26 protein-coding genes and 1 riboswitch are annotated in these 24,241 nt (G+C 69.1%); of the genes, 11 read left to right on the forward strand and 15 right to left on the reverse strand.

What is annotated here, in order from left to right; all coding sequences use genetic code 11:
• Positions 1 to 59 precede the first annotated feature (59 nt).
• Both SK854_RS37385 and SK854_RS37390 read left to right on the forward strand, forming a co-directional pair.
• Positions 60 to 1,424 (forward strand): MFS transporter, encoded by a 1,365-nt coding sequence (locus SK854_RS37385; protein ID WP_319979872.1) that lies wholly within the window; start codon positions 60 to 62, stop codon positions 1,422 to 1,424.
• Between the two features lie 13 nt (positions 1,425 to 1,437).
• Positions 1,438 to 3,051, forward strand: a complete 1,614-nt coding sequence (locus SK854_RS37390) for a tannase/feruloyl esterase family alpha/beta hydrolase (RefSeq protein ID WP_319979873.1) — start codon at positions 1,438 to 1,440, stop codon at positions 3,049 to 3,051.
• Between the two features lie 6 nt (positions 3,052 to 3,057).
• Here the strand turns inward: SK854_RS37390 and SK854_RS37395 are convergent, their stop codons facing one another.
• On the reverse strand, positions 3,058 to 3,945 hold the full coding sequence (locus SK854_RS37395) for a LysR family transcriptional regulator (RefSeq protein WP_319979874.1): 888 nt from the start codon (positions 3,943 to 3,945) through the stop codon (positions 3,058 to 3,060).
• A gap of 82 nt (positions 3,946 to 4,027) precedes the next feature.
• Here SK854_RS37395 and SK854_RS37400 point away from each other — a divergent pair, with 82 nt between their 5' ends.
• Positions 4,028 to 5,275, forward strand: coding sequence for an MFS transporter (locus tag SK854_RS37400; protein WP_319979875.1), 1,248 nt, complete (start codon positions 4,028 to 4,030; stop codon positions 5,273 to 5,275).
• Here the strand turns inward: SK854_RS37400 and SK854_RS37405 are convergent.
• Positions 5,226 to 5,939, reverse strand: a complete 714-nt coding sequence (locus SK854_RS37405) for a YwqG family protein (RefSeq protein WP_319979876.1) — start codon at positions 5,937 to 5,939, stop codon at positions 5,226 to 5,228. The genes SK854_RS37400 and SK854_RS37405 overlap by 50 nt on opposite strands.
• A gap of 54 nt (positions 5,940 to 5,993) precedes the next feature.
• Here SK854_RS37405 and SK854_RS37410 point away from each other — a divergent pair, with 54 nt between their 5' ends.
• On the forward strand, positions 5,994 to 6,449 hold the full coding sequence (locus tag SK854_RS37410; RefSeq protein WP_319979877.1) for a hypothetical protein: 456 nt from the start codon (positions 5,994 to 5,996) through the stop codon (positions 6,447 to 6,449).
• A 58-nt stretch (positions 6,450 to 6,507) separates the two neighbouring features.
• Here SK854_RS37410 and argG read toward each other — a convergent pair whose 3' ends face one another.
• Together argG and SK854_RS37420 are read right to left on the reverse strand one after the other, a co-directional pair.
• Positions 6,508 to 7,953, reverse strand: coding sequence for an argininosuccinate synthase (gene argG / locus SK854_RS37415; RefSeq protein ID WP_319979878.1), 1,446 nt, complete (start codon positions 7,951 to 7,953; stop codon positions 6,508 to 6,510).
• Between the two features lie 92 nt (positions 7,954 to 8,045).
• Positions 8,046 to 8,525, reverse strand: coding sequence for a hypothetical protein (locus tag SK854_RS37420; RefSeq protein WP_319979879.1), 480 nt, complete (start codon positions 8,523 to 8,525; stop codon positions 8,046 to 8,048).
• Positions 8,526 to 8,601: 76 nt separating this feature from the next.
• Here SK854_RS37420 and SK854_RS37425 point away from each other — a divergent pair, with 76 nt between their 5' ends.
• Positions 8,602 to 9,423, forward strand: a complete 822-nt coding sequence (locus SK854_RS37425; protein WP_319979880.1) for a siderophore-interacting protein — start codon at positions 8,602 to 8,604, stop codon at positions 9,421 to 9,423.
• Here SK854_RS37425 and SK854_RS37430 read toward each other — a convergent pair.
• The 5 genes from SK854_RS37430 to SK854_RS37450 are packed head-to-tail and all read right to left on the reverse strand — an operon-like array spanning position 9,409 to position 14,056.
• A complete protein-coding gene (locus tag SK854_RS37430) occupies positions 9,409 to 10,014 on the reverse strand; it encodes a hypothetical protein (protein WP_319979881.1) in 606 nt (201 codons plus the stop codon). The genes SK854_RS37425 and SK854_RS37430 overlap by 15 nt on opposite strands.
• A complete protein-coding gene (locus tag SK854_RS37435; protein ID WP_319979882.1) occupies positions 10,011 to 11,564 on the reverse strand; it encodes an amidohydrolase in 1,554 nt (517 codons plus the stop codon). The genes SK854_RS37430 and SK854_RS37435 overlap by 4 nt, the downstream gene beginning before the upstream one ends.
• On the reverse strand, positions 11,561 to 11,950 hold the full coding sequence (locus SK854_RS37440; protein ID WP_319979883.1) for an acyl-CoA thioesterase: 390 nt from the start codon (positions 11,948 to 11,950) through the stop codon (positions 11,561 to 11,563). Before SK854_RS37440 ends, SK854_RS37435 begins: the two co-directional genes overlap by 4 nt.
• Positions 11,947 to 13,323 (reverse strand): AMP-binding protein, encoded by a 1,377-nt coding sequence (locus tag SK854_RS37445; RefSeq protein WP_319979884.1) that lies wholly within the window; start codon positions 13,321 to 13,323, stop codon positions 11,947 to 11,949. Before SK854_RS37445 ends, SK854_RS37440 begins: the two co-directional genes overlap by 4 nt.
• Positions 13,316 to 14,056: an enoyl-CoA hydratase/isomerase family protein gene (locus tag SK854_RS37450; protein ID WP_319979885.1), complete on the reverse strand. Its 741-nt coding sequence runs from the start codon at positions 14,054 to 14,056 to the stop codon at positions 13,316 to 13,318. Before SK854_RS37450 ends, SK854_RS37445 begins: the two co-directional genes overlap by 8 nt.
• Positions 14,057 to 14,132: 76 nt before the next feature.
• Here SK854_RS37450 and SK854_RS37455 point away from each other — a divergent pair, with 76 nt between their 5' ends.
• The 3 genes from SK854_RS37455 (at position 14,133) to SK854_RS37465 (ending at position 18,122) form a co-directional block, all read left to right on the forward strand.
• A complete protein-coding gene (locus tag SK854_RS37455; protein ID WP_319979886.1) occupies positions 14,133 to 14,693 on the forward strand; it encodes a TetR/AcrR family transcriptional regulator in 561 nt (186 codons plus the stop codon).
• Positions 14,692 to 14,896, forward strand: a riboswitch (cobalamin riboswitch). (Overlaps the previous gene by 2 nt.)
• A 96-nt stretch (positions 14,897 to 14,992) precedes the next feature.
• Entirely contained in the window at positions 14,993 to 17,218 is a 2,226-nt protein-coding gene (gene metE, locus SK854_RS37460; protein WP_319979887.1) for a 5-methyltetrahydropteroyltriglutamate--homocysteine S-methyltransferase, read from the forward strand.
• Positions 17,219 to 17,372: 154 nt separating this feature from the next.
• Positions 17,373 to 18,122 carry an NPP1 family protein gene (locus tag SK854_RS37465; RefSeq protein ID WP_319979888.1) on the forward strand — a complete coding sequence of 250 codons (750 nt, stop codon included), beginning with the start codon at positions 17,373 to 17,375 and terminating at the stop codon, positions 18,120 to 18,122.
• On the opposite strand, the gene SK854_RS37470 is transcribed toward SK854_RS37465, so the two are convergent.
• Positions 18,123 to 18,794 (reverse strand): TetR/AcrR family transcriptional regulator, encoded by a 672-nt coding sequence (locus SK854_RS37470; RefSeq protein ID WP_319979889.1) that lies wholly within the window; start codon positions 18,792 to 18,794, stop codon positions 18,123 to 18,125.
• Positions 18,795 to 18,887: 93 nt separating this feature from the next.
• Between SK854_RS37470 and SK854_RS37475 the strand changes: the two genes are divergently transcribed.
• Both SK854_RS37475 and SK854_RS37480 read left to right on the forward strand, forming a co-directional pair.
• Positions 18,888 to 19,613, forward strand: a complete 726-nt coding sequence (locus tag SK854_RS37475; RefSeq protein WP_319979890.1) for an SDR family oxidoreductase — start codon at positions 18,888 to 18,890, stop codon at positions 19,611 to 19,613.
• The gene (locus SK854_RS37480; protein WP_319979891.1) at positions 19,613 to 20,485 is read left to right on the forward strand and encodes an SDR family NAD(P)-dependent oxidoreductase; all 873 of its coding nucleotides are present in this window, start codon (positions 19,613 to 19,615) and stop codon (positions 20,483 to 20,485) included. The genes SK854_RS37475 and SK854_RS37480 overlap by 1 nt, the downstream gene beginning before the upstream one ends.
• Here SK854_RS37480 and SK854_RS37485 read toward each other — a convergent pair.
• From SK854_RS37485 to SK854_RS37505, 5 genes are read right to left on the reverse strand one after another with little or no spacing between them, the layout of a single operon-like run.
• Positions 20,482 to 21,201 carry a polysaccharide deacetylase family protein gene (locus SK854_RS37485; RefSeq protein WP_319979892.1) on the reverse strand — a complete coding sequence of 240 codons (720 nt, stop codon included), beginning with the start codon at positions 21,199 to 21,201 and terminating at the stop codon, positions 20,482 to 20,484. The two genes, SK854_RS37480 and SK854_RS37485, sit on opposite strands and share 4 nt — an antisense overlap.
• Positions 21,198 to 21,698, reverse strand: coding sequence for an MOSC domain-containing protein (locus SK854_RS37490; RefSeq protein WP_319979893.1), 501 nt, complete (start codon positions 21,696 to 21,698; stop codon positions 21,198 to 21,200). The genes SK854_RS37485 and SK854_RS37490 overlap by 4 nt, the downstream gene beginning before the upstream one ends.
• The gene (gene msrA / locus SK854_RS37495; RefSeq protein WP_319979894.1) at positions 21,677 to 22,174 is read right to left on the reverse strand and encodes a peptide-methionine (S)-S-oxide reductase MsrA; all 498 of its coding nucleotides are present in this window, start codon (positions 22,172 to 22,174) and stop codon (positions 21,677 to 21,679) included. The genes SK854_RS37490 and msrA overlap by 22 nt, the downstream gene beginning before the upstream one ends.
• Positions 22,175 to 22,196: 22 nt before the next feature.
• A complete protein-coding gene (locus SK854_RS37500) occupies positions 22,197 to 23,336 on the reverse strand; it encodes an AI-2E family transporter (RefSeq protein ID WP_319979895.1) in 1,140 nt (379 codons plus the stop codon).
• A 52-nt stretch (positions 23,337 to 23,388) separates the two neighbouring features.
• Positions 23,389 to 23,784 (reverse strand): nuclear transport factor 2 family protein, encoded by a 396-nt coding sequence (locus tag SK854_RS37505; RefSeq protein ID WP_319979896.1) that lies wholly within the window; start codon positions 23,782 to 23,784, stop codon positions 23,389 to 23,391.
• Positions 23,785 to 23,866: 82 nt separating this feature from the next.
• Here SK854_RS37505 and SK854_RS37510 point away from each other — a divergent pair, with 82 nt between their 5' ends.
• On the forward strand, positions 23,867 to 24,235 hold the full coding sequence (locus tag SK854_RS37510; RefSeq protein WP_319979897.1) for a winged helix-turn-helix transcriptional regulator: 369 nt from the start codon (positions 23,867 to 23,869) through the stop codon (positions 24,233 to 24,235).
• Positions 24,236 to 24,241: the final 6 nt, after the last annotated feature.

A 24,241-nucleotide genomic window follows, 5' to 3' on the forward strand; every position in this document is an offset into this window, starting at 1 on the left:
TGTCGCCGCCCTAGCATTGGCCGTCATCACCTGCCGGTTCATCGACGAAGGCGGCATGCATGGCAACCCCTCTGGCCCAGCCCGAAGAGCAGTCCGCGACCCGGCGCCGAGGCTTCCGCAAGCTGCTGACCGCGGGGCTGATCGGCAGTTCGATCGAGTGGTACGACTTCTTCCTCTACGGCACCGCGGCCGCGCTGGTGTTCCCCAAGGTGTTCTTCCCTCAGTCCTCGGCACTGACCGGCACTCTGCTCGCGTTCAGCACGTTCTGGGCGGGCTTCGTGGCGCGCCCGATCGGCGGGGTGCTCGCCGGGCACTTCGGCGACAAGTACGGGCGCAAGCCGGTGGTCGTCGCCTGTCTCGCGCTGATGGGCGCCGCGACGTTCCTGATCGGCTGTCTGCCCAGCGCGTCGGCCGTGGGCGCACTGGCACCGATCCTGTTGGTGACACTGCGCTTCCTCCAAGGGCTCGCGGCAGGCGGCCAGTGGGGCGGCATCATGCTGCTGCTCACTGAGTCGGCGAGCCCGAAGCGGCGCGGGTTCGCTGGAACCTTCGGGCAGACCAGCGTTCCCGTCGCCGTGATCATCTCGAACCTGATCTTCCTGGCCGCCAGCGGCCTGATGCCGAACGACGCGTTCCTCAGCTGGGGCTGGCGGATCCCGTTCCTGCTCAGCGTCCTGATGTTCGCGGTGGTCATGTACATCCAGTCCAAAGTGGAGGACACGCCGGAGTTCCGCGAGCTGCAGAAGGAGGTCTCACGGCCGGAACGCGCTGTCGTCCGCGCCCCGCTGGCGCAGGTCATCCGGAGCAGGTGGGGCACGATCCTGCTCGCCTGCGGGATCCTCTCGGCCACCAACAGCCTCTTCTACGTCAGCATCGCCGGACTGCTGAACTACGGCACCACGTCCCTCAAGCTCGACCGCGTTCCGCTGCTGACGGTCGTCCTGCTCAGTTCCGTGGCGATGCTCGCGGTCCTGCCCTGGGCCGGGCACGTCTCGGACCGGATCGGACGCCGTCCGCTGATCCTCATCGGCGGCCTGGGTGTCGCGCTGTGGGGCTTCCCGTACTTCGGGCTCGTCAACACCGCGTCGCTGCCGCTGATCTTCGTCGCCGTGGTGGTGGGATTCATCTTCCAGAGCCTCACCTACGGCCCGATCGCGAGCTTCCTCGGTGAGCTGTTCGCGCCCAACGTCCGCTACTCGGGCGCGTCGCTGTCCTACCAGCTCTCCGCGATCATCATCAGCGGTGGCACGCCGTTCCTGATGACCGCGCTCATCGCCCAGACCGGCAGCACGATCCCCGTCGCCGCCTACATCACGCTCATGGGGCTGATCACGTTCGTCAGCGCGTGGTTCCTCCCCGAGACCAACCCCGCCGAGGTCCGCGAGGACCCGCTCGCCGTCCCCGGCACGCACCTCTACCGCTGAGAAGGAGTCCGGCGTGAAGCTCGCCCTGCTTTCGACCGCACTTCTGTTGCCAGGAATGACCTTTCTCGGTGCGGCACCGGCCGGCGCGACAACCTCGTGCGCCGATCTGAACCAGGTGAGGATCCCCGCCTCGGTCATCAGCCTGCCGACCACCGGCGGCCGCGTCACCGCGGCCACCGGCACGTCCAGTGTCGTGAGTGGACAGACGATCGAGTACTGCCAGGTCGACGCCGACCTGTATCCCGTCGACCGGTCCGCGCCCGCCATCAAGATGCGCGTCGCCCTGCCGCACGGCTGGAACGGCAAGGCGTTGATGTTCGGTGGCGGCGGCTACAACGGGACGATTCCCGCGCTGACCGGGAACGTGCCGTTCGCCGCCCCCGACGCCTTGGCACCCTTGGCTCGGCGATACGCGACGTTCGCGAGCGACTCCGGCCACCAGCAGGGTCCGGCGGCGGTTCCGTCGCTGGACGGCTCGTTCGGCGTGAACGACGAGGCGGTGCGGAACTTCGCCGCCGGTGACGCGCTGAAGAAGACGCACGACGCGAGCCTGTTCCTGATCCGGCGCGCCTCCGGGAAGAACCCCGCCGAGACGTACTTCGCGGGCGGCTCGACGGGTGGCCGTGAGGCCCTCGTCGTCGCTCAGCGCTGGCCGCGGGCGTTCGACGGCGTGATCTCGGGCTTTCCCGCGTGGAACAACCTCGCCGAGGGCCTGTACCTGGGACATCTGACGCAGGTCCTGTCCCGTCCCGGCGCGTTCCCCGGCCCCGCGAAGCAGACTCTGTTGTACGACAGCGTGATCAACGCCTGCGACGGCGCGGACGGCGTGCTGGATCGCGTCGTGTCGAACCCGCGCTGCCAGTTCGACCCTCGTGTCCTGCGCTGCCCTGACGGCGCCGACACCGGTCCGGCCTGCCTGTCCGATCCGCAGATCGGGGCCGTGACCGCCATGTCCACGGCGTTCCGGTGGCCGTACCGGGTCGCGAGCGGCGAGACCCAGTACCCCGGTTTCCCGTTCCTCTCGGGGGCGGACATGCGGACGCCGTTCCTCGGCTTCGGCACGACCGCACCGGCCAACCCCATGCCGGTCACCAGCGGCTACGGCATGCAGTACTGGGACCAGTGGGTGAAGTACTTCCTGACCCGCGACCCCGGCTTCAACTCGCTCGACCTGGACCCGTCGCGCCCCGGGAAGTGGCTCAGCCGGATCAGCGAGCTCTCCACGATCCAGGACCGCAACAACGTGGACCTGCGCCCGTTCGCACGCTCCGGCGGCAAACTGCTCCTGCTGCACGGCTCCGCGGACGAACTGGTGTCCCACCGCTCGACGAACGACTACTACCAGCGCGTGCGTGACCTCCTGGGTCCCGACACCACCGAGAAGTTCTCGCGCTACTACCTCGTGCCCGGGGCGAACCACGCGAACTTCGGCACACCCGCGTTCGCCGCCGGATGGGACTCGCTCACCGCGCTCGAACGCTGGGTCCAGAAAGGACAGTCGCCGTCGAACCCGGTCGTGGCCGACGCGGCCCACAACCGCACCCGGCCGCTCTGCGAGTACCCGGGCTGGCCCCGGTACCGCGCCGGAGATCCGGACAAGGCGTCGAGCTTCACCTGCACCCGTTGAACCTGTTCAGCGCGTGAAGAACTCGTGCACCACCGCGATCAACGCCCTGGTGGCGGCGCTGGGCCTGCGCCCGGCGGGCCACGCGAGTCCCAGCGGCCAGCGCAGGTCCGCGCCGGTCACGGTCAGGGTCTTGACGCCTGCCGCGGCGCCGATGACGTAGTCGGGCAGCAGCACGACGCCGAGGCCGTGCCGGACGAAGTCGACGCCGGTGTAGATGTCGGACATCTCCACCGTCACCCGGCGCGGCACGGCGGCGGCGGCGAACGCCCGGTCGGCCACGGCCCGGTTGCCGTAGCCCAGCGGTGAGTCGATGAAGTCCAGGCCGGCGAGGTCTCCGATGGAGACCTCGTCCCTGCCGGCCAGCGGGTGGTCCAGGGGCACGACCAGGTCCATCACCGAGTGGGACAGCTCGTCGAGAACGATCCCGGCCGGCACGTCGCCGGGCAGCGACACGAAGGAGAGGTCGAGCCGGTGGTCCAGGAGCTGCTCGACGAGCCCCAGCGACCCCGTGGTCGACGCGTTCGTGCGCACCAGCACACCGGGATGACGCCGGTGGAACTCGCCGAGCAGCGCGGGCAGGTTGATCAGGTTCACCGAGGTCAGCGTGCCGAGCCGGACCGTGCCGGTCAGCCCGCCCTGGACCTGCGCGACTGCGTCCCTGGCCTCGGTGACGGCGTCCAGCACGGCCTGGGCCTTCGGCAGCAGCGCCTCCCCCGCGTCGGTCAGCAGGACCCGCTTGGAGTTGCGGTCGAGCAGGACGGCGCCGAGCTCGCGTTCGAGGGTCTTGATCGCGGCCGAGACGGCGGACTGCACGACGTGCACGCGGACGGCGGCGCGGGTGAAGCTGCCCTCTTCCGCGACCGCGACGAAGTGTTCGAGCTGCCGGAGGTCCACACCAGGGAGTATCTCAGAAAGTGATGATCACCAGCTTCAACTTTCGTTGGACGTGATGCATCGAGGCACGCAAGGTGGAGGCATGTCCTTGGTCCTCGATTCACCGGTCGCCGAACGAACTGCCACCAACGTGCGCCACGGCAGGGGTTTCTGGGCCGTCGCCGGCACGTTCCTCATCGCGATGGCCTACTCGACCGTCCCCGCGCCGCTGTTCCCGCTCTACGTCGCGCGCGAGGGCTTCTCGACATTCGCGATCACGGTCGTGTTCGCGGCCTTCGCGGTCGGCGTGGTGATCAGCCTGGTGCTGGCGGGCCACGTCTCGGACTGGGCGGGCCGCAAGGCGATCCTCATCCCCGCGCTGGGCCTGGAGATCGTCTCCGCGCTGCTCTTCCTGACCAGCACGTCGCTGCCGGTCCTGATCGTCGCGCGAGTGGTCAACGGCCTGGGCGTCGGCATGATCGCCGCGACCGCCACCGCGTACCTCCACGACCTGCACTCCCGGCACCGCCCCGGCGCGTCGCCGCGTCGCTTCGAGATCGTGTCGACCGCGGCGAACATCGGCGGTCTCGGCGTCGGCGCGCTGGTCGCGGGCGCGCTGGCGCAGTACGCGCCGTCGCCGCTGAGCACCCCGTACGTCGTGCTGGCCGTGTTGCTCGTGGCGAGCATCGCCGCCGTCGCCCTCACGCCGGAAACCGTGGTGCGCAAGCGGGTCTCGTACCGTCCACAACGGATCAGCGCCGACCACGGCGACCGCACGGGTTACGTCGCGGCGGCCGCCGGAGCCTTCTCGGCGTTCGCGGTGTTCGGCGTCTTCACGTCGGTCTCGCCGGGCTTCGTGGCAGGCCAGTTGCACCATCCGTCCCGTCTGCTGGCCGGGCTCGTGGTCTTCCTCGTGTTCGGTGGAGCGGCGCTCGCCCAGACCGTGACCGGTGGCCTCTCCCTGTCCGTCCGGCGCGCGCTGGGCCTGGGCGGACAGGCGATCGGCGTACTGCTGGTCGTGGCCGGGATGCACGCGACGAGCTTCCCGTTGTTCCTGGTCGGCGGCGCGGTCGCCGGAATCGGGGCGGGCGTGCAGTTCAAGGCGTCGATCGGCGCGGTCTCCGCGATGGCGGCGCCGGAGAAGCGCGGTGAGGCGCTGGCGACGCTGTTCTTCATCGCCTACCTCGGGTTGAGCGTGCCGTCGCTGTCGATCGGGCTCGCCACCCGCTACCTCGCGCCCACCACGGTGATGGCGTGGTTCGCCGGGGTCCTGCTCGTGCTGCTGGCCGGGGTGGCGGCGCTCAGTCGACGTGCTTCCGGAACGGGTGCCGGACGTCCTTCTCGCACGTGAGGATGTTCAGGTTCCCTTCGCGCCCGAACGCCCACTCGACGTTCTCACCGGACGGCTCGCGCGTCCCCAGCGAGAGCATCTGCCGTTGTTCGGAGCCGCACTCGGGGCAGGTGAACGTGACCGGTCCGGTCTGCCACCAGGGCGTCCAGCCGCCGATCTTCGTCCCGGCCGACGTCTCCGGCCAGTCCTCGTCCTCCAACTCCTCGGGCCGGTCGAACGGGTGCGCGTACTCGGTGAACCTGATCGGTTCGAGCACGTTGACCGTGGGGACGTAGAGCTCCTCCTGCACGGAGGGCTCGGGCTCCTCCTCGATCAGCTCGATCACGGTGGTGGAGTCCCGCCACACCAGCCGCACGTCCGGGCCGAAGCAGTCGTCCAGGTTGTGGTGCAGCGTGCAGAGGAAGACCTGCAACAGGTCCGTGCCTGCGGGGAACGGGAGTTCGGGGAAATCCCGCTGGTAGAGCTGCACGGCACCGACGAACGGCATCCGCACGCCCACCGCGGTGGGATTGAGGTCGTCGTGCCGCGTGCCGTCGCACCAGGGCCACGGCTCGTCGATCGGCCACAGCATCGGGCCGCCGATGTGACTGTCGGCGTCGGTCGGCTCGCCCGCCGCCGGGTTGAGCAGCACCGCGGGCCGAGCCCACTCATCCTTGATCGACACAAGCCGGAAGACTAGCGGGGTAACGACAGCGAGGGCGACGCCGACCTCGGGGGCATGAGGTTCTCGATCACAGCTGTGCTCCTCGCCGTCCTCGCGGCGGGCTGCACCCCGGAGATCACCGGGTCCGGATCCCGTTCGGACTCCGAGTCGCCCACGACTCCGACGACCCAGCCGGCCACCACCACGTCGAGCGCGGTCACCGCCCTCAACGGCGTACCGCCCGAGCAGTACGAGAGCCTGCCCTCGCAGTACTGCGACCGGGTGTTCCTCGGAGCCCTCAGCAAGCCGATGCTGGCCGTCGTGATGGAGACCCCGAAGGGCAGGCTGAACTGCGACCAGGCCGGCGCGGTGCTGTTCGACTACTACGCCGAACGCCTGGAGCCGAAGACGGGACTGCCGCCGATCAAGGTCGGATCGATGTCGTGCAACCAGGTCGCCGAAGGCATCCTGCCCCAGGTCGTGTGCGCCGACGAGGAGAACGTCATCTACTCGATGTGGCCCCAGACCTGACGAGAACGGGGCCGGCGGGGTGATCCCCACCGGCCCCGTGTTCTCGTGTTGGTCCGTGTCAGTCCGTGCCGAACTCCATGGCAGCCGCGTCGAGCAGCTCGTCGGCCGCCGAGACCTCACCGCGCGAGGCGATGGCCTCCGCGCCGCCGTCCGGCACGTCGCCGATCAGCTGGGTCGGCTCGGGCAGTGCCGGGATGAGCGCCGACTGCCGCGTGCCGACCATGCCGAGGCCCGCGAAGAGCTCCAGCTTGGCGCGCGAGTCCGCGATGTCGAGGTTGCGCATGGTCAGCTGGCCGATGCGGTCGACCGGGCCGAACGCCGAGTCCTCGGTGCGTTCCATCGACAGCTTGTCCGGGTGGTAGCTGAACGCCGGGCCGGACGTGTCGAGGATCGAGTAGTCGTCGCCCCTGCGCAGCCGCAGCGTGACCTCGCCGGTGATCGCGGAACCGACCCAGCGCTGCAGCGACTCGCGCACCATCAGCGACTGCGGGTCGAGCCAGCGGCCCTCGTACAGCAGACGGCCGAGCTTGCGACCCTCGTTGTGGTACGCCGCGACGGTGTCCTCGTTGTGGATCGCGTTCACGAGGCGGTCGTAGGCGATGTAGAGCAACGCCATGCCGGGCGCCTCGTAGATGCCGCGGCTCTTGGCCTCGATGATGCGGTTCTCGATCTGGTCGGACATGCCGAGTCCGTGGCGGCCGCCGATGGCGTTCGCCTCCAGCACGAGGTCGACGGCGTCGTGGAACTCCTTGCCGTTGATCGTGACCGGGCGGCCCTGGTCGAAGCCGATGGTGACGTCCTCGGTCGCGATCTCGACCGACGGGTCCCAGAACTTCACGCCCATGATCGGCTCGACGATCTCGATGCCCTCGTTGAGCAGCTCGAGCGACTTGGCCTCGTGCGTCGCGCCCCAGATGTTCGCGTCGGTCGAGTACGCCTTCTCGACGGACGAGCGGTAGGGCAGGTCGCGCTCGAGGAGCCACTCGGACATCTCCTTGCGGCCGCCGAGCTCGTTCACGAACGCGGCGTCGAGCCACGGCTTGTAGATCCGCAGCGACGGGTTCGCGAGCAGGCCGTAGCGGTAGAACCGCTCGATGTCGTTGCCCTTGTAGGTGGAGCCGTCGCCCCAGATCTGCACGTCGTCGTCGAGCATGGCGCGCACGAGCATGGTGCCCGTGACGGCCCGCCCGAGCGGGGTCGTGTTGAAGTAGGCGCGACCACCGGAGCGGATGTGGAACGCGCCGCAGGCGAGCGCCGCGAGACCTTCCTCGACCAGCGCCGCGCGGCAGTCGACGAGACGTGCGATCTCGGCGCCGTACGTGCCGGCGCGACCCGGGACCGTCTCGATCTCGGGCTCGTCGTACTGCCCGATGTCCGCGGTGTACGTGCAGGGCACAGCGCCCTTCTCACGCATCCACGCGACCGCGACGGAGGTGTCGAGACCACCGGAGAAGGCGATGCCGACGCGTTCGCCGGCGGGAAGTGAAGTGAGCACCTTGGACACGTTGAGAATTATGCACGACGATGTATGGGCATGCACGTCGGGGTGTCCGTTAGTTGCACCTCAGCACTATCACCCCAGCTCAGGGGCGTGAATCAGGCTGGGTCGAGCTCGTCGGCCTTGGCCTGCATGCGCTGGATGCTGCCCTCGTGTTCCATGGAGCGCATCGCTGTGATGGCCGCGTACAGGTGCGCGCCCACGTACGGATCCTGCTCCTTGCGTTCGTTGACCTCGCCGAGAGTGGCGTTGTACATGGCATCGGTCATTGCCGCGAGCAACGCACGTGCGCGCGGAGCGACCCCCTTGGGCGCGGAAGCGTCGATGATCGGCGTGACACGTTCCCACACCTCGTCCGGCGGGCCGGGCGGGTACAGCTGGTTGAGCCCGAGCAGCCCGTTCTCCAGCGCGCCCATCACCAGCCAGATCTCACCCTCGTCAGTGGGCAGCAGCCGCGCGACGGCTTCCGCGTCCCGTTGGTGATAGGCGATGGCGAGACGCAGGCCGAGCGCCTGACTCCGGTTCTTGCTGGCGGGCTCTTCGAACCACCACTGCTGTTGCGCGGTCCTCGGGAACATGTTCGCAGTCTGCGGTACCAGCCTCGATTTCGCCCGAGGACTTAGGTAAGCCTAACCAAAGGTGTACCTTGCTGACATGTCGCGCTACTCCGCCTTCGACCGTTTCACGCTCAAGGCCGCCACCAAGGCCGCCGAGCTGCTGATGGCCCCCGCGAACCGCCGCGAGGTCTTCGACCAGTTCGTCATGACCGTCACGGCGGCGACCGAGCTCAGCGAGCACATGCGCCGGATCACCTTCCACGCGCCGGAGCTCGCCTCGTTCGAGGTGACCGGCCCGGACGAGTACTTCGGCCTGCTGATGGCGACCGGACGTGAGCTCGTCATGCCGGCCGACGACCGCATCAACGTCCGCTCGTCGTTGCGCGCGATGCCCGAGGACACGCGGCCGGACCTGCGCTGGTACACGGTCCGCGCGCATCGGCCCGACGTCGCCGAGATCGACGTCGACTTCGTGGTGCACGGCGACGCGGGCCCCGGCACGCGCTGGGCCCGCCGCGCGATCGCGGGCGACAAAGCCGGGTTCCGCGCGGGCGGTTCGGCCTACCTGCCGCCGCCGGAAGGCGCGGTGCTGCTGGCGGCCGACGAGACCGCGTTGCCCGCCCTGGCGGCGATCCTGGAGATCGAGACGCGGCCGGTGCACGTGTTCGTCGAGGTGCCGGACGAGTCGTACCGGATCGACCTCGAGGCGGAGTGGGTCTTCCGCGGTGCCGCCGAGCCCGGTTCCGCCGTGCTGAAGGCGATCCAGGGCAAGGTGCTGTCCACTGTGGACTACGCGTGGGCGTGCGGGGAGTCGGCGCTCGCCACCGGGGTGCGGCGGCACCTGACCAAGGACCGCGGGGTGGACCGCAAGGCGATCATGTTCAGCGGGTACTGGAAGGCCGGTTCAGCCCGCATGTGAGACACCGCTCAGCCGCAACGTCCGCGTCACCACCGGATCGGACGCCGCGATCCCGTACCGGTGCTCGTACACGGCCACGGTGATGCGGGCCAGGTCGTCGGCTGCGGCCGGGGTCTGGGCGACGTAGTCCGCCGCCATCAGCAGCATCGGGTAGCCGGCGCTGCCCTGCGGCGGCAGGTAGCCGTTGACGGGCAGCAGCACGGCGCCCAGGCGGCGGTAGAACGCGATGCGGCGGTGCCGGACGCGTTCCTCTGCCGGGTCGATGCCGTGCTGGGCAGGGTCCTCGACGTCGTAGATGATCCGGGTGTGGCCCGCGGCGGTCATGGCGACGCGCAGGTGCGTCCACAGGTGTTCACCCAGGCCGCGGCCCTTCTCCCCCACGGTGAAGTAGCGCAGGTAGACCCAGCCGGTGTCGCCGAGGGTGCGCAGGACGGCGAGGCCGAGCGGCTTGTCGTCCATCAGGACCAGGGCGGTGTCGGCGAGCAGGTCGTCGAGCGGCGCGCGCAGGTGTGGTTCGAAGCCGTCGAAGTAGATCTGCTCGACGTGCGCGAGCTCCTCTGGCGTCAGCGAAGAAGCGGCTACGAGCCTCATCGGAACTGTCCTCCCACCATCGTGCGCAGCACCTGGATGTCCTTGATCCGGCCGGCGGTGACCGGGTTGTCCGAGAGCACGACGAGGTCCGCGAGCTTGCCCGCGGTCAGCGTGCCCTTGAGGTGTTCCTGTTTGCAGGCGTAGGCGGAGCCGTAGGTGAAGGCGCGCAACGCTTCCAGGCCCGTCACGGCCTCGGCCGGACTGAACGGCGTGCCGGACGACGTCACCTGCTCGACCATGTCGTGCATGCCGAGCAACGGGGCGCCGTTCACCACCGGGCGGTCCGAGCTGCCGGGGACGATCATGCCCGCGTCGAGCAGCGAACGTTGGCGGTAGGCCCACGCGGCACGGTCCGGGCCGAGCGCTTTCAGCATGCCGTCGCCGATCTCGTTGACGAAACGGCCCTGCGGCACGGCGATCACGCCCAACGCGACCGCGCGCTCGACCTGATCGGGGCGGGCGACGCCGAAGTGTTCGACGCGGTGGCGGACGTCCGGGCGCGGGTCGAGGCGGTGCGCTTCCTCGTAGGCGTCGAGGACCAGGTCGATGGCCGCGTCGCCGATCGCGTGCGTGGCGACGCGCCAACCGCCTCGGTGGGCGGCGATGATCCGCGACCGCAACGCGTCTGCTGAGTCCTGCAGGTAGCCGTGGTTGCCCGGGGTGTCGGCGAAGTCGTGGCACATCGCGGCGGTGTGGCCGATCAACGAGCCGTCGGAGAAGATCTTGGTCGGGCCTATGCGCAGCCAGTCGTCGCCGAAGCCGGTGCGGACGCCCAGATCGAGGCCCAGTCCCAGTTCGGTCACGGGGTGCAGGGCGTCGGCGGCGATCATCAGCTCGACGCGGACGTGCAGCTTTCCCTGGTCGCGGGCGCGGTGGTAGGCCTCCAGCTCCACCGGGGACTTGCCGATCCAGCCTCCGCCGATGCCCGCCTCGACGCAGCTCGTGATGCCCTCGCTCAGGTACACGCGGCCGGCGCGGTCGATCGCGTCGACCAGGGTGTCCACCGGGTACGGCAGGACGAGCGGGCCGACGAGTTGCTGGGCCTGTTCCTGCAACAAGCCCGTCGACCTGCCGTTCTCCGTGACGACGAGCCCGCCGGGGACCTCGACCGCGCGTTCCGAGATCCCCAGCGCTTCCAGCACGGGCGTGTTCACCACGCACATGTGGCCGGAGGTGTGCTTGATCCACACCTTGCGGCCGCGCGCGACGCGGTCCAGGCCTTCGCGGGTGGGGTGACCGCCGCACTTGTTCTGGTCGTAGCCGTGACCGACCACCCACTCGCCGTCCGGTGCGGCTTCGACGGCGGCGTAGAGCGCGTCGAGACTCGTGACTCGGCAGTCCACTTCGGACAGAGTGAGACCGAACCACGCCATGTGGTTGTGGGCGTCGTGGAATCCTGGTGTGACGGTCGCGCCCTGAAGGTCGATCACCTCACGGGCCGGGACCTCCTCCAGCGCCACGATCCGGTCGCCCAGCACGGCGAGCGCGGACGCCGGGCCGTCCAGCGTCACGAACTCGGCGTTCGTGAGCAGCAGGTCCGCCTTGATCATGAGAGCCCTTCGAAAGCCATGCGGTACCAGTCGCTCCACGGCGCGGGGCGGCCGTCCTGGCCGACCTTGACGATCACCCGGTAGCCGGAGGCGTAACGGCCGCAGCGAAAGCCGTAGCGGGCGCTGGTGGTGCCGATGCGGTCGGCGGTGATCTCGACCGGGAGCACGCCGGGCGCGGTGAAGGCTGCGTTGAACTCGATGTGCAGTTCCTTGACCACGTAGTTCAGGTCGGGATCGCGGTCGGCGTAGGACGACCAGCCGAAACCCATCGACTCGAACAGCGCGGACTGGGCGCGTTCGACGTGCAGTGCGAACCGCGAGTTGTGCAACGTGCCGTTCAGGTCCAGCTCGTCGAAGAAGACCGGGCTCTCCCAGTGAAAGCTCACCGCAGCAGCTCCTTGGCGACGCGTTCGGACGGGGTGCGCGGTAGATCCTCGCGGAACTCCCAGAAACGCGGAACCTTGAACGACGCCAGTCTTTCCGCGCAGAACTCGGCGAGCTCCTGATCAGTGACTTTCCCGACGACGAACGCCTTCACCTCCTCACCGCGAATGTCGTCCGGCACGCCGATCACGGCCGCGAGCCGCACCGAGGGGTGCGACATCAGCACTTCCTCGACCTCGTGCGCGGCCACGTTCTCGCCGCTGCGCCGGATCATGTCCTTGCGGCGGCCGAGGTGGTAGACGCGGCCGTCCTCGATCCGCGCCAGGTCACCGGTGCGGAACCAGCCGTCCGCGAAGGGCGAGGGCAGGCCCAGGTAGCCGTCCATCATGCCGGGGCCGCGCAGCCACAGCTCGCCGTCCACGATCTTGGCCTCGCGATGCGGCGCGGGCAGCCCGAGACAGCCCGTGCCGACGAACCGGTCGTGGTCCTCGGCGGTGATGCGGAGGTCGGCGCCGGTCTCGGTCATGCCGAAGGCCTCGAACCAGCCGACACCCCACCGCTCTTCCAGTTCGGCGTGCAGGGCGGGCGGGATCGCCGAGGCCTGCACGACTCGCACGGAGTGCTTTCGGTCCAACGGGTCGGGTGGCATGCGCAGCAGCAACGCCGGCATCGCGCCGAGGCAGTAGAAGTAGGTGACGCCGTGCTCGCGGACCTTCGCCCAGAACGTGGACGGGTGAAAGCCGTCCAGAACCACGAGATGCGCGCCGGCGAGCAGCGCCGCGACGACGTTCCACTGTGGATCGATGTAGTGGAACGGTTGTGCCGTCAGCATCACGTCGTCGGAGTTCAGGTTCGGGAAGTGCTCGACCAGGCTGCCACCGAGCGTCAGCCAGTAGGTGTGCGACAGCGCGCACGCCTTCGGCTTTCCCGTGGTACCCGAGGTGAACTGGAGGCTGACCGGCGCGGACACCTCGCCCTGCACGAACCCGTCGACCGGCTCCAGCTGCTCGACGTGGTGCACCAGGTGATCGACGAGCAGCGGCCGGAACTCCTCGGTGCTGACCACGGCGACCACCTCGGCGGTCCGCAGCACGTGGGAAGCATCGACCGAGCGGTACTTGACGTTGAGCGGCACGGCCGTGGCACCGAGCTTGATCAGCGCGAACCACATCAGCGGGAACTCCGGCACGTTCCGCAGCATGATCGCGACCCGGTCACCCGCGCGGATCCCCCTGTCCCGCAACGCCTGTGCGTACCCGTCGGACAGCGCGTCGATCCGGGCGAAGGTGAAGGAGCCGCCCGGATCGAACGTCCACGCGGTCTTGTCCGGCCACCGCGTCACGGCCGTCCGCAGCGCGGAGATCAGGTCAGCCACGGCCGAACTCCTCCCGCGGCTCGTCCCCCTCGCCGGACAGGCTCGTGACGATCGCGTGGTCGACCTCGGTCGCCATCGCCTGCTCCAGCGTCGAGTCGAGGCCCAGGTCGAGCGCCCGTTTCGCGAGCCCGGCCGCGACCGGTGGCTGTTCGGCGATGCGGCGCGCGAGCTTCATCGCGTGCTTCTCGTGGTTCAGGGCGTAGGAGTTGATCAGCCCCAGTTGGTGCGCGCGGGGAGGATGAATCCGTTCGCCGAGCAGGAGCATCTCCTTGGCGCGCGCCAGTCCGACGAGCTTCGGCAACAGGCTGGAGATCCCACCCGTCACGCTGAGCCCCACGCCGACCTCGGGAAACCCGAACTCCGCACTGGTCTGCGCCACGACCAGGTCGCATCCCAGCGCGAACTCCGCGCCCGCGCCCAGCGCGTAGCCGTGAACCGCGGCGATCACGATGCCGGGGAAGTCGCGGATCGCGCGAGTCACGTCCTGGATGCGCTCCAGTCGTGCCCGCGTCTGCTCCTCGGTCTCGACCGGGACCGGCTCCTTCAGGTCGTGGCCGGCGCAGAACGACTTGCCACGGCCCGCCAGCACGATCACCCGCGCCTGGTCCTCCCGTGCCCGTGCGAACGCGGCCAGCAGGTCCTCGACCAGCGCCGGGACCACGGCGTTGAGCCGTTCCGGACGGTTCAGGTGCACCTGCGCGATGCCCTCGGCACAGGAGTAGTCGACGGTCATCTCTCCCCTTCGATCGATCGATCGATCGGGCCTGACGCTAGAGTGAGGGCGTCCAGGCGGTCAAGGGAGGCAGCAGATGACGACGGAGGAACGGGTCCGCGAGGCCGCCGTGCGGTTGTTCGCCGAACGCGGCTTCCACGGCACCGGCATCCGCGACCTCGCGCAGGCCGCCGGGCTGTCGTCGGCGACGCTCTACCACTACATGGGCACCAAGGAAGACCTGCTGGTCGAGATCATGCGCACGAGTCTCACCGAGTTGATCGGCAAGGCCGAGCAGATCACCGGTGACGAGACGGACCGTCTCGTCTCGTTGGTCAAGATGCACGTGCGGGCGCACGCCGAGAAGCCGCGCGAGACCGCGGTGGTGGACGGCGAGATGCGCGCGCTGACCGGCGAGCGCCGCGAGGAGATCGTGGCGTTGCGCGACCGCTACGAGCGCTTCTGGCAGGACGCGATCGACGACGGCGTGAAGGCGCGCAAGCTGACGGTGGCCGATCCGAGCGTCGCGCGGCTGGCGTTGCTGGAGATGTGCAGCGGCGTTTCCCGGTGGTACTCCCCGGACGGGCCGGTCAACTTGAGTGATCTCACCATTCAGTACGGCGCGATGGCGCTGGGCATGCTCGGCGCCGCCCGCTAGTGTCGGTCCTGCCAGCGGTTCACCCGGACTCGTTCCGGGTGGAGCAAAAGGGAACCCGGTGCGAGTCCGGGACTGCCCCGCAGCGGTGAGTGGGAACGAAAGCCGTCAGAAGCACTGGGTCTGCCAGACCTGGGAAGCGACGGCCGGTAGGAGCACGCAAGACGCCCACGAGTCCGAAGACCTGCCGCCGGTCCGCGCGCCGACCCGGCGCGCGGTGCTCCGGAGCCTCTCGGGCGCGGCTCCGTGCCGCCCTGCTCGCGTGTCTCCGGTGCTTCCGCACGCTCGCGAGGAGAGAGCCTGTGACCATCGGCAGCACCGTCTTCGGCTACCCCCGGATCGGACCGAAGCGCGAACTGAAGCGCGCGGTCGAGCAGTACTGGGCCGGGAAGATCGACGAAGCCGCACTTCACCAGACCGCCCGAGACCTGCGGGCGCGGACCTGGGCCGAACTGTCCGAACTGGACTCCGTGCCGTCGAACACCTTCTCGTTCTACGACCAGGTGCTCGACACGTCATTGCTGTTCGACGCGATCCCCCAGCGGTTCCGCGACCTCGGACTGTCCGAACTGGACACCTACTTCGCGGCTGCACGCGGCCGGGACGGCGCCGCGGCCCTGGAACTGACGAAGTGGTTCGACACGAACTACCACTACCTGGTGCCGGAACTGGGCCCGGACACCGAGTTCCGGCTGGCCGGCGACAAGCCGATCGCCGAGTACCGCGAGGCGCTCGAACTCGGCATCACGACCCGGCCGGTGCTGCTCGGCCCGGTCACGTACCTGTTGCTGGCCAAGAGCACGGTCCCCGGTTTCGAACCGCTGACGCTGCTCGACCGGCTGCTGGAGGCGTACGTCGAACTGCTCGGCCGCCTGCGCGTCGAGGGCGTCGAATGGGTGCAGATCGACGAACCGGCGTTCGCCGCCGACCGCACACCGGCCGAGCTGAACGCGTTGCGCCGCACGTACCGGACGGTGAGCGGGCTGCCGGGCAGGCCGAAGCTGCTGGTCACCGGCTACTACGGCGATCTGGGCGAGGCGCTGCCGATCCTGGCCTCCTCGCAGGTCGAGGCGATCGGCATCGACCTCGTGAGCGCGCCGGACACGTCGGTGGCGATCCCCGCGCTGCGCGACAAGATCCTGGTGGCCGGCCTGGTCGACGGACGCAACGTGTGGCGCACCGACCTGCACGCCGCTCTCGCGAAGGCCGCGGCGCTGCTGGGCTCGGCACGCGAAGTCGTCGTCTCGTCTTCCTCCACGCTGCTGCACGTGCCGTACGACCTGGAGGCCGAGACCCTCGAACCGGACGTGCGGGCGCGGCTGGCGTTCGCCCGGCAGAAGGTCCGCGAGATCGTGGTGCTGGGCAAGGCTTTGCGCGACGGAGCCGACGGCGCCTGGGCCGACGAGGCGCAGCGCCAGGTGCCCGGCCCGCGCCGCGACGACCACGTCCGGGCGCGCATCGCGTCGTTGCGGCCGGAGCACAGCCTCCGCGCGCCGTACGAGGAACGGGCCGCGGCCCAGCAGGCCCGGCTCGGGCTGCCGCCGCTCGCGACCACGACGATCGGGTCGTTCCCGCAGACCGGCGACATCCGCAAGGCACGCGCGGCGGTCAGGAACGGTCAGATCACCGAGGACGAGTACGGGCAGCGGATGCGGGACGAGATCGGGCGCGTGATCGATCTGCAGGAGGACATCGGCCTGGACGTGCTGGTGCACGGCGAACCCGAGCGCAACGACATGGTCCAGTACTTCGCAGAGCACCTGGAAGGCTTCGCCAGCACGCAGTTCGCGTGGGTGCAGTCGTACGGGTCGCGGTGCGTGCGGCCGCCGATCATCCACGGCGACGTATCGCGCCCGAAGCCGATGACGGTGCCGTGGAGCACCTACGCGCAGTCGCTGACGTCCAAGCCGGTCAAGGGGATGCTGACCGGTCCGGTGACGATCCTCGCGTGGTCGTTCGTCCGCGACGACCAGCCACCGGCCGACACCGCGAACCAGGTGGCGCTGGCGTTGCGCGACGAGATCCGCGACCTGGAGGCCGCCGGGATCCGGGTGGTGCAGGTCGACGAACCGGCGTTGCGCGAGCTGCTTCCGTTGCGCCGGAAGGACCAACCGGCGTACCTGGAGTGGTCGGTCGGCGCGTTCCGGCTCGCCACCGCGGGCGCGACGCCGGGCACCCAGATCCACACCCACCTGTGCTACTCGGAGTTCGGCGAGGTGATCGGCGCGATCTCCGACCTCGACGCCGACGTCACGACGATCGAGGCCGCACGGTCCAAGATGGAGATCCTGGAGGGCCTGGAGTTCCCGCGTGGCATCGGGCCCGGCGTCTACGACATCCACTCACCTCTGGTGCCGAGCGAGGACGACATGGCCGCGCTGATCACCGAAGCGGTGCGCGCGGTGCCAGGTGAACGTTTGTGGATCAACCCCGACTGCGGGCTCAAAACGCGCGGTTACGCCGAGGTGGAGCCGGCGTTGCGAAACCTGGTCGCGGCGGCCAACCGCGTACGCAACGACCTGGGCTGATGGGAGCGCGACCCCGGGACGTGATCGATTCCGTCCCGGGGTTGTGAATTTCCCGGTATGGCAAAGATTTGGCGAAGCACCTAGACGTGAACGCGGTTCATGTACCACCTTCGGCCTCGCAAGCCTCGCTCCCCTGCACCCCGGAGGCCTGAAGTTGAGGAAAAAGCTCCTGACCGCGCTCGCCGGCGCACTGCTGATCACGGCACTGTTCCCCGGCATCGCGCTCGCTGACCCGCCCCGGGCCATCCCCGCCAACTACGAGGCGGCCGACGGCAAGTGGCAACCGGCGTTCGACTACGACGGCGACGGCTGTTACCCCACCCCGGCGATCTCGCCGACCGGTGACATCGCGCCCGGCCTGAAGAACTCCGGCGCGCTGAACGGCAACTGCCACGACAGGTCCGACCTGGACAACACCAACTCCTACAGCCGTTCCAAGTGCAACAACGGCTGGTGCGCCTACCTGTACGACCTGTACTTCGAGAAGGACCAGGCCGTGCCGCTGATCGACTGCTGCGGCCACCGCCACGACATCGAGCACGTGATCGTCTGGGTGCAGAACGACGTGGCCCAGTTCGTCTCGACCTCGGAGCACGGCAAGTACAAGACCCACCCGCGTGCCAACGTGCAGTGGGAAGGCACCCACCCGAAGATCATCTACCACAAGGACGGCGCCAGCACGCACTGCTTCCGGCTCGCGGGTGCGGGCGAGCAGGCGGAGAACCACTACGGGGTCTACCAGTACCCCGCCCTGGTCAGCTGGGACCGCTTCCCCGCCGGCGTGCGCGACAAGCTCGTGAACGCGAACTTCGGCAGCGCGTCCCTGGCGATCAAGGACAGCGCGTTCAACTACAACCTCGGTCAGGCCAAGCCCTCCGGGATCGCGTTCGACCCGAACGCGTAGCTATTTCGCCACACGGTTCAACCACTCGGCCAAGAGGACCCGTTCCGCTGGAGACAGCATCAGGGGCGGGTCCTCTTCCAGTGCCACCCTCAGCGCGATCGCCCGGCTCGGGATGTCCGTCGGCTCGTCCGGCGCCACGTCCGTCGTGATCGCCCTGATCACCTGTTCCCGTGAGAACGTGATCAGCTCCAGGTCGCGGTCCTCCTCCGGCGTCGCGATCAACGCCAGCACGACGCCCATGCCCGCCGCGTGCACGAACTGCGCCGCCTGCTCGACGGGGACCGTCAACCGGCCCGCCGACGCGATGCGGCTGATGATCTCGCGGAGCATCGCGTCCGCCTCCAGTCGCGCCGGACGCCTGCGCGGCTCGCCGTACATCAGCAGGTAGAACGCGGGCCGCGCCAGGCCGAAGCCGATGTGCAGCTCCCATCCCCGGCGCAGGTCGTCCACGGGGTTGTCGCTGGCGCCCATCGCGTGCTTGGTCGCGAGGTAGTCGGAGAAGCCGAACGCCGCCACGGCGTCGAGCAGCCCGTCCTTGTCGCCGAACAGCCGATACAGCGTCGGCGCCTGCACCCCGGCCGCCGAGGCGACCGCGCGCGTGGACACCGCTTCCTTGCCGCCCTCGATGAGCAGGTCGGCCGCGGCCTTCACCAGACGCTCTCTCGTGTCCATGTAACGACGATAACACATCAGTGGTAGCGCTGATTCGATATCAGTGCTACGTTGATTTAGGTAACGACGGAAACACCAGCTAGGAGTGTCGCTATGACTCGCGTTGCGATCGTCACCGGCGGATCGAGGGGCATCGGACGGGCTGCCGCCGAGCGTCTCGCCGCCGACGGAACGGCCGTCGTCATCGTGTACGCCGGCAACAGGACCGCGGCCGACGAGGCCGTCGAGAAGATCAAGTCCGACGGGGGCCAGGCCGTCGCCGTGCAGGCGGACGTCGGGGACGAGGAAGCCGTCACCGCCGCGTTCGAACTGGCCGTGGAGACCTTCGGCGGCGTGGACGTCGTCGTGAACTCGGCGGGCATCATGCCGCTCGGCACCGTCGCGGACATGGACCTCGACACGTTCGACCGCATCATGCGCACCAACGCCCGCGGCACGTTCATCGTGTCCCAGCAGGCCGCACGCCGGCTGCGCGACGGTGGCGCGATCATCAACGTCTCGTCGTCCGTGGTGGGCCTGCGCTTCCCCCAGTACGGCGCCTACGCCATGTCGAAGGGCGGCGTCGAGGCGCTGACCCTGATCCTGGCCCGTGAGCTGCGCGGCCGCGACATCACCGTGAACACCGTCGCCCCCGGCCCCACCGCCACGGACCTGTTCCTCGACGGCAAGGACCAGGCGACCATCGACACCCTCGCGAAGCAGCCGCCGCTGGAGCGGCTCGGCTCGACCGGCGACATCGCGGAGGTCATCTCCTTCCTGGCGGGCCCGGCCCGCTGGATCAACGGCCAGACCATTCGTGCGAACGGAGGCATCATCTGATGGGCAAGGTCATCGTCGTCACGGGAGCGTCCAGCGGTTTCGGCGCGCTGGCGGTCCGCAGGCTGGCGCTCGCCGGCCACACCGTCTACGCGGGAATGCGGGAAACCTCGGGCCGCAACTCGGCTGCTGTGGCGGAGCTTCGGACGTTCGGGGCAGAGAACAAGGCCGACGTGCACTCCGTCGAACTCGACGTGCAGTCACAGGAGTCCGCGGACGCCGCGATCGCGTCGATCATCGCGGACCAGGGGCGTCTGGACGTCGTCGTGCACAACGCCGGCCACATGGTCACCGGCCCGGCCGAGGCCTTCACGCCGGAGCAGTACGCGGCCCTGTACGACGTCAACGTCCTGGGCACCCAGCGCGTGAACCGCGCCGCCCTGCCGCACCTGCGCGGTCAGCGTTCCGGCCACGTGGTGTGGGTGGGTTCCAGCTCGACGCGTGGCGGCACTCCCCCGTACCTGGCCCCGTACTTCGCGGCCAAGGCGGCGATGGACGCGGTCGCCGTCTCCTACCGCGCCGAGCTGCTGCGGTTCGGCATCGAGACCACGATCGTCGTGCCGGGCGCCTTCACCCACGGCACCAACCACTTCGCGCACAGCGGCACCGCCGCCGACACCTCGCGTGCCGCCGAGTACGAGGAGTTCTACCCCGGTCTGATGGACCAGGTCGGTGGCCGTCTCGCCGAACTGGAGCCGTCGTGGGCGGATGTGGGCGCCGTGGCCGATGCGATCGTGGACGTGGTCGGTGCCACGAAGCCGCCGTTCCGGGTGCACATCGACCCCTCCTCCGACGGTGCCGAGGTCGTGAACGCGGTGGCGGACCGGGTGCGCGGCGAGTTCCTGCGCCGGGTGGAGCTGGCCGACCTGATCTAGCGGCTGTTGAGGAGTGCGGACACCGTGAGGAACCGGTAACCGCGCTCCTTCAGCCCGGTGATCACGGGCTTGAGCGCCTGCCGGGTCTGCTCGCGGCTCGCGTACATGGGGTGGAGCAGGATGATCGAGCCCGGCTTGGTCTCCGCCAGGGTCTGCTGGGCGATCTGCTGCGCGGTGGGCGTGCCTTCGGAGTCCGGTTCCACGTCCCACATGACCGTCGTGCGGTCGTGTTCCTTCAGGTAGTGCGGCAGGGCGAAGAGCTTCTTGCCGTTGGGCGGGCGGAAGTGGATCTCGCCGCTGTAGCCGGTCCTGCGGATCTGGGCGTCGGTGTCCTCGATCTCCTTCGCCACCGTGCTCGGCAGAACGCCGATCATGCGCTGGTGGTTGAAGGTGTGGTTGCCGATCTCGTGCTTCGCGTCCGCGATCTGCCTGCCGAGTTCCGGGTGCTTCTCCAGGTCGCGGCCCATGAGGAAGAACGTGGCCGGGACGTCCTCGGCCTTCAGCAGGTCCAGGACCTGCTGGGCGCCGGCGGGATCGGGGCCGTCGTCGAAGGTCAGGGCCACGAGCTTCTCGTTGGTCTCGACGCGGTCGACCAGGTCACCGAAGAACTGGAACGTGCGGGCGCCGGCGACGTTCCACAGCGCTGCGGCGACGACGAGCACCAAGGTGAGGCCAACCGCCGTGATGATCGTCGGCTTGCGGCGCAACCACTTCATGCGCTCACTATGACCACGGTGGATTTCCCGGTCCGCAGCACCCCGTCGTCCAGCGGCACGCACCGGATCCCGCCCTTCCCCCGCAACGCCCTGAACGCGCCCGGAGCGATGACCTGATCCATCCAGGCGCAGGGGTTCGCCGGCCGATGCACCTCGAACCGCACCGGCCCGTCCCCGCTGTCCAGGCTGAACACGGCGCCACGCGGCAACGAGTCCACGTCGAACCCGCGCACGACGACGTTCCGGCGCGCCAGCAGCGGGTCCACCGGCCACGGGTCGAGCGACTCGGCCGCGATGAACGTGACGGAGGCGTTGCGGTGCGCGGGGTGGTTGAAGTACCGGTCACCGACAATGCCCAGCCCTGCCCGGACCTCCACGCGAGAACGCGAGACAGGCCCGGGATCGGGACGAGGGCCGTCCGACGGACGGCCCTCGAAGGCGTGCACGGGTGAGACGTGCAGCGCGACGATCTCGATCAACGCTCGCCGAGCTGCCACTCCGGCCGCACGTAGTGGCACGTGTAGCCGTTCGGGTAGCGCTCCAGGTAGTCCTGGTGCTCGGGCTCGGCCAGCCAGAAGTCCGACTCCTGGGTGACCTCGGTGACGACCTTGCCCGGCCACTTGCCGGAGGCGTCGACCGCGGCGATCGTCTCCTCCGCGACCTGCTTCTGACTGTCGTCGGTGTAGAAGATCGCCGAGCGGTAGCCGGCGCCGATGTCGTTGCCCTGGCGGTTGCGGGTCGACGGGTCGTGGATCTGGAAGAAGAACTCCAGGATCTGCCGGTAGCTGAGCTGCTCGGGGTCGAACGTGATCTCGATGGCCTCGGCGTGGTTGCCGTGGCGGCGGTAGGTGGCGTTCGGCGTGCTGGGGTCGCCGGTGTAGCCGACGCGCGTGGAGACGACGCCGGGGTGGCGGCGGAACAGGTCCTGCATGCCCCAGAAACAGCCGCCCGCGAGAACAGCCTTCTCCGTCACAGTGTCACTCCTCTTCTCGGGTTCACTCAGGAGAACGTTCGGTCTCGCCTGGTTCATCCCCGTCAGGTTGTGACGTAACCATTACGGACCGAGCCTCGATCACTTCGCCCAGGTATCGCACCACGACGGCCACCGCGGCGGCGACCGGGACGGAGAAGAACGCGCCCGCGATGCCGTACAGCGACGTGCCCGCCGTGACGACGAGCAGCACGACCGCCGCGTGCAGGCGCAGGCTGCGCGACTGCAGGATGGGCTGCAGCACGTTGCCCTCGACCTGCTGCACCACGATGACGATGATCAGCATGATGATGGCCGTGGTCAGGCCGTTGCTCACCAAAGCGACCAGCACGGCCAGCGCACCGGCGATGAACGCACCGATGATCGGGATGAAGCCGCCGAGGAACGTCAGCGCGGCCAGCGGGACCGCGAGCGGCACGCCGAGGATGAGCAGGCCCGCCCCGATGAAGATGGCGTCGATCAGCGACACGATCGCCTGGCTGCGGATGAAGCTGCCGAGCGTCACCCAGACCCGCTCCAGCACCGTCGTCACGTGGCCGCCGGCGCGCTCACCGATCACACCGCGCACCCACGGCGTGAACCGCGAGCCGTCCTTGACGAAGAAGAACGCCAGCAGCAGCGCCACCAGCCCGGTCACGACACCGGACGTCACCGCGCCCGCCCCGGTCAGCAGCCCGCCGGCGATCGACCCGATGCTGGACTTGATCTGCTCGACGCCCTGCGAGATGAGCCGGTCGAGGTCGCTGCCCTTCAGGTTGAACGGCGGCCCGGACGCCCAGTCCTGCAGCTGCGTGACGGCCTTCTGCGCGCTCTGCGCGATCTCCGGCACACCGGACGCGATCGACGACGAGATGGCCGCGATGACCCCGCCCAGCACGCCGAGCCCGACGATCAGCACGATCGTCGCCGCCAGCGCCGAGTTCAGCCCCTTCGTCATCATCCAGCGCGCCGGCGGCCACAGCACGGTCGTGATCAGCAGCCCGAGCAGCACGGGCATGACGACCACCCAGAGCGTCCCGATCAGCCAGAACACCATCCAGAAGCCGAGCGCGGCCAGTGCCGTCCGCAGACTCCACCGCGCGAGCCAGCTCACGCCGTGCCCGATGGCCTCACCCTTGTCCGTCCACCTGCGATCCCGTTCCACGCCGCACAGTCTGTCGTGATCTAGCCCGATCGGGTGGCGGGACGCGCCGAAATCACCCCCGGCCCCAGAACGCGTCCTCCTCCGCCGGGTCGGCCGTGAACAGCCACACCTCGACGACCTTGCCACCGGCCACGCGCATCAGGTCGACGCCGACGCCGTCCATCTCCGCACCGGAACGCTTGGCCGTCCAGTGCACCGTCGCGGCCACCGTGTCGCCGTTCACCATCAACGGGGCGTTGCGCTTCAACGAGAACGTGCCCTCGGACACGGACATCATGCCGCCGATCATGGCTCCGACGGCCTCGCCGCCGCGGTGCAGGCCCGAGAAGCGGTTGTCGCCGGGCTGGTGCCACACGACGTCGTCGGCGAACTGGGCGGCGACGGTGGCGAAGTCACCGGACTCAAGGGCCTCGAAGTAGGTGGTGGCGACGGCGAGCGGGGTGGTCATGGGTCTCCCTTTCGTTGCGGTTGACCTATGCTCACCAAAAGTAACCAATTACCTCAACGTAACTAATGGACGGATGTGCGCCATGTCACAGACCATGCCGGACTGGAGCGTCCTCCTGGCCACCTGTCCGTCGCGCTCGAGCCTGGCACGCATCGCGAACAAGTGGACGGCGATGGCGGTGTCGGTGCTGGGCAACGGACGCATGCGGTTCGGCGACCTGAGGACGCGGCTCGACGGCATCAGCGGCAAGGTGCTCACCGAGACCCTGCGAGACCTCGAACGCGACGGGCTCGTCACCCGGCACGTGCACGCCGAGGTGCCGCCACGCGTCGAGTACGAGCTGACAGAGCTCGGGTTCACGCTGCACGCGCCGTTGCTCGCGTTGTGCCAGTGGGCCGAGGAGCACATCGCCGAAGTGCTCACCAACCGCGAGGCCTATGACACCCGTTGACGCGAG

Origin of the sequence: Lentzea sokolovensis (genome assembly GCF_033949975.1) — a bacterium.
In the GTDB taxonomy this organism is placed as follows: domain Bacteria; phylum Actinomycetota; class Actinomycetes; order Mycobacteriales; family Pseudonocardiaceae; genus Lentzea; species Lentzea sokolovensis.

What these genes read in the sequence shown, in the direction of transcription:
- SK854_RS37485 (WP_319979892.1), bottom strand. Translation starts at nt 21,201, where the DNA reads ATGAAGTGGTTGCGCCGCAAGCCGACGATCATCACGGCGGTTGGCCTC.
- SK854_RS37510 (WP_319979897.1), top strand. Translation starts at nt 23,867, where the DNA reads ATGTCACAGACCATGCCGGACTGGAGCGTCCTCCTGGCCACCTGTCCG.
- SK854_RS37425 (WP_319979880.1), top strand. Translation starts at nt 8,602, where the DNA reads ATGTCGCGCTACTCCGCCTTCGACCGTTTCACGCTCAAGGCCGCCACC.
- SK854_RS37400 (WP_319979875.1), top strand. Translation starts at nt 4,028, where the DNA reads ATGTCCTTGGTCCTCGATTCACCGGTCGCCGAACGAACTGCCACCAAC.
- SK854_RS37430 (WP_319979881.1), bottom strand. Translation starts at nt 10,014, where the DNA reads ATGAGGCTCGTAGCCGCTTCTTCGCTGACGCCAGAGGAGCTCGCGCAC.
- SK854_RS37450 (WP_319979885.1), bottom strand. Translation starts at nt 14,056, where the DNA reads ATGACCGTCGACTACTCCTGTGCCGAGGGCATCGCGCAGGTGCACCTG.
- SK854_RS37475 (WP_319979890.1), top strand. Translation starts at nt 18,888, where the DNA reads ATGACTCGCGTTGCGATCGTCACCGGCGGATCGAGGGGCATCGGACGG.
- SK854_RS37435 (WP_319979882.1), bottom strand. Translation starts at nt 11,564, where the DNA reads ATGATCAAGGCGGACCTGCTGCTCACGAACGCCGAGTTCGTGACGCTG.
- SK854_RS37420 (WP_319979879.1), bottom strand. Translation starts at nt 8,525, where the DNA reads ATGTTCCCGAGGACCGCGCAACAGCAGTGGTGGTTCGAAGAGCCCGCC.
- SK854_RS37410 (WP_319979877.1), top strand. Translation starts at nt 5,994, where the DNA reads ATGAGGTTCTCGATCACAGCTGTGCTCCTCGCCGTCCTCGCGGCGGGC.
- SK854_RS37385 (WP_319979872.1), top strand. Translation starts at nt 60, where the DNA reads ATGGCAACCCCTCTGGCCCAGCCCGAAGAGCAGTCCGCGACCCGGCGC.
- SK854_RS37505 (WP_319979896.1), bottom strand. Translation starts at nt 23,784, where the DNA reads ATGACCACCCCGCTCGCCGTCGCCACCACCTACTTCGAGGCCCTTGAG.
- SK854_RS37470 (WP_319979889.1), bottom strand. Translation starts at nt 18,794, where the DNA reads ATGGACACGAGAGAGCGTCTGGTGAAGGCCGCGGCCGACCTGCTCATC.
- SK854_RS37480 (WP_319979891.1), top strand. Translation starts at nt 19,613, where the DNA reads ATGGGCAAGGTCATCGTCGTCACGGGAGCGTCCAGCGGTTTCGGCGCG.
- SK854_RS37455 (WP_319979886.1), top strand. Translation starts at nt 14,133, where the DNA reads ATGACGACGGAGGAACGGGTCCGCGAGGCCGCCGTGCGGTTGTTCGCC.